We start from the raw sequence: 3,251 nt of genomic DNA, 5'->3' as shown, positions 1-3,251 counted from the left end.
ACATACAAACCCCGCCCCGCTCCACGCGAGCCCCCTCCCCGGGACACGCCCGGCCGCGGGGCGAGCAAATCACTAGAAAATCGACAAATCACCCATTCGCCAGTTTCAGACTATTCGCACTTTCTGTGAAGCTGGTGACACTCATGGTGACCGTCCCTCTCCATCAGGAGCGCTGGTGATCCTCTCTATCTCGGGTGTCGTCCTGCTCGGTGTGATCGTCTTTCTGTTCTTCCGCAAGGACGGGCTCAAGCTGTCCCATGCCCTGGTCTGCGCGCTCTTCGGGTTCTATCTGGCCGGGACCGCCATCGCGCCGGGAATCCGCGCGGGCGGCGAGAGCCTGGCGAGCCTGCTGGGCGGGATCAAGTTGTGAGGAGATCCTTGAGAGATCCATGAGCCCGGTGGATCCGTGAGGAGGCGCGCGTGAGCCGGTGGGCACTGCCCTGGCGCGGGGGCGGGGGCGTGCGCCAGCTCCTGCGCGCGGGCACGGACGGCGCGCTCGACATGCTCTACCCGCTGCTGGTGCTCGCGCGCGGCGCGGCCCGGCTGGCCTCGCTGGCCCGGGAGCGCTGGTCGCGGATGCCCGGGGAGAAGCGGGGGCCCGCGCTCTTCCTGGCCGCGGCGTGCGGGCTGGTGCTGTGGCTGATGCCGTACGGCCCCGCGCTGGCGGCGGTCTCGCTGGTGACGGCGGCGGCCTGGTACGGCCGGGACCGCACCGGCCCGGCCGTACACGAGGTGCCGGGCCCCGCCGAGGACGAGGACGAGCGGCTCCAGGCGGTGTACGAGGCGCTGGTGCCGTGCTTCGCCATGGCCGACGATCCGCACCCCGAGCCGATGTACGCCCACGACGGCGGGTGGGAGCGCGCCTTCGAGGACTACGAGTTCTGCGCCGAGGGCCGGCTGTGCGCGCTGCTGCTGCGGTATCCGGCGCACTTCCGGGACGGCGAACCCGAGGAGCGGCTGCGGGTGGAGCGGCTGCTGGCGGCGAAGTCGGGGCGGGCGAGGGAGTACCGGTTCGCGTGGGACGAGGAGCACAACCGGCTGGGGATGCGGGCCCTGGAGCCGCTGCCGACCGGGATTGGCGCCCAGCCCTTCGTGACCGCCCCCGGGGAGACGGTGCTGGGGTTCACGGACGGCGACGCGGTGCGGCGCACGGTGCCGGTGGAGGTCGCCGAGCTCGGTGCGGCGGACATGCCCCCGGTGGTGTGGCGCACCGGGGCGCGGTCGACGGAGCCGCACCTGCTGGCGATGGGCACGCCGGGCTCGGGCACGAGCACGCTGCTGCGGTCGGTGGCGCTGCAGGCGCTGCGGCGGGGCGAGGTGCTGGTGGTCGACGGCGACGGCGGCGGGGAGTTCGCGTGCCTGGCGGGGCGGCACGGGGTGCTGGCGGTGGAGTCGTCGCTGCCGGGCGCGATGGCTTCGTTCGAGTGGGTGGTACGGGAGACCGAGCGGCGGCTGACGGCGGCGTGCCGGGCGCGGCAGGCCGGCGAGCAGCCGCCGGAGGAGGCGCGGCGCCCGCTGTGGCTGCTGGTGGACCGCCCGGCCGTGCTGAGCCATCTGGCGCGGTCCGAGGGGCGGCGGGACCCGCAGGAGCTGCTGCAGGTGCCGCTGCGGCACGGTCGGGCCGCCGGGGTGAGCGTGGTGATCGCCGAGCAGTTCGAGGGCGCGGAGGACCTGGGGCAGGCGGTCCGCGCCTACACCCGGGCCCGGGTGGTGCTGGGGGCCGTGTCGCGGGAGCAGGCGCGGGCCGTACTGGGCGAGGTTCCGCAGACGGGTCCGGTGCCTCAGGCGCCGCCGGGGCGCGGGCTGGCGCGGCTGGGCGACGGGCCCGTGCTGCGGCTGCAGGTGCCCGCGACACCGGATCCGTTCGACGAGGGGGCGGGCGAGGCGGAACGGCGCGCGGTGCTGGCCCTGCTGCCGGAGCGCGTGGGCGTGAGCGGGCCCGTCCCGGGCTGACATCCCGTCCGGAGGCCCTGCTGTCCGGGGCCGCAGTCCGGCCCTGCTGTCCGCGGCCCTCCCTCAGCCGCCCCGCGGGGCGGGCCCCGCGGCCACCGTGCAGGCCCGGCTGCCGCCCTCAGGCCACATGGCCGCGGGGCGCCTCGAACTCCGCGGAGGCCCCGGACCGTACGAGATCGGCCGCGGCGGCCAGCCGGGCGACCGCCTCCCGGGCGAGCGGGTCGGCGAACGTGAACGGCAGCCGCACGTACCCCTCGAAGGCGCCGTCGACGCCGAACCGGGGCCCGGAGGGCACGCGGACGCCGAGCCGCTCCCCCGCCTCGGCGATGCGCGAGCCCGACAGCCCGCCGGTGCGGGTCCACAGGGTGAGGCCGCCCCGGGGCACCGTGAACTCCCAGTCGGGCAGCCGGCGGCGGAGCGCGGAGACCAGGGCCTCCCGGTTCTCGCGGGCCCGGACCCGCCGCTCCGCTACGGCGCTCTCCCAGCCGTCCCCGGTCAGCAGCGCGGTGACGGCGAGCTGTTCCAGGACGGGGCTGCCGAGGTCGGCCCAGGCGCGGGCCGCGGTGAGGCTGCGGATGATGTCGGGAGCCGCGCGCACCCAGCCGATGCGCAGACCCGCCCAGATGGACTTGCTGACGGACCCGATGGTGATGACGGTCGCGCCGCCGGGGTCGAAGGAGGCGACGGACGGCGGGAGGTCGGGGGCGCCGTCGACAGGATCGAGCGGGAGGTCGGCCATGGACTCGTCCGCGACCAGGACGGTGCCCGCCGACCGGGCCGCGGCCACGAGCGCGCGCCGCTGCTCGGCGTCGGCGAGCGCGCCGGTGGGGTTGTGGAAGTCGGCGACGACGTACGCCATGCGCGGCGCGGCCTCGCGGAGGGTCTCGCGCCACGCGGCCAGGTCCCAGCCGGCGAGCCCGTCGGCCATGGGGACGGGGACGAGGCGGGTGCCGGCCTCGCGCAGCAGCTGGAGGACGTTGGCGTAGGAGGGGTGTTCGACGGCGATGCGCTCGCCGCGCGGGGTGAGGAGCCGGGCGAGGGCGGCGACGCCGCCCATCGCACCGGTGGTGACCATGATCTGCTGCGGCATGGTGGGGATGCCGCGGGCGGTGTAGCGGTCGGCGAGGGCCTGGCGGAGGGCGGGGAGGCCCGCGGGGTAGTCGCCGTGGGTGTGAGCGTGCGGCGGGAGCTCGGCGAGGGCGTCCTGGAAGGCGCGGGTGAGGTGCGGCTCCGGCGCGGGGAGGGCGGCGCAGCCGAGGTCGATGACCGTGCTCCCGCTGTCCGGCGGGAGGGGGTCG

General features: G+C 76.1%; 3 protein-coding genes. 2 read left to right on the top strand and 1 reads right to left on the bottom strand.

The features are described 5' to 3' along the window. The first annotated feature begins 175 nt into the window (after nt 1–175). Together G5C65_RS34225 and G5C65_RS34220 are read left to right on the top strand one after the other, a co-directional pair. Entirely contained in the window at nt 176–370 is a 195-nt protein-coding gene (locus G5C65_RS34225) for a hypothetical protein (protein ID WP_165302956.1), read from the top strand. A 50-nt stretch (nt 371–420) separates the two neighbouring features. After that, the gene (locus G5C65_RS34220) at nt 421–1,953 is read left to right on the top strand and encodes a P-loop NTPase family protein (RefSeq protein WP_165302955.1); all 1,533 of its coding nucleotides are present in this window, start codon (nt 421–423) and stop codon (nt 1,951–1,953) included. Nucleotides 1,954–2,071: 118 nt separating this feature from the next. Here the strand turns inward: G5C65_RS34220 and G5C65_RS34215 are convergent. Then, nucleotides 2,072–3,251 (bottom strand): aminotransferase-like domain-containing protein (locus G5C65_RS34215; protein ID WP_165302954.1); only part of this gene is annotated, 1,180 nt, incomplete at its 5' end.

Source organism: Streptomyces boncukensis (genome assembly GCF_011045075.1).
Classification (GTDB): domain Bacteria; phylum Actinomycetota; class Actinomycetes; order Streptomycetales; family Streptomycetaceae; genus Streptomyces; species Streptomyces boncukensis.
This window is presented reverse-complemented; position numbering and strand designations above follow the sequence as displayed.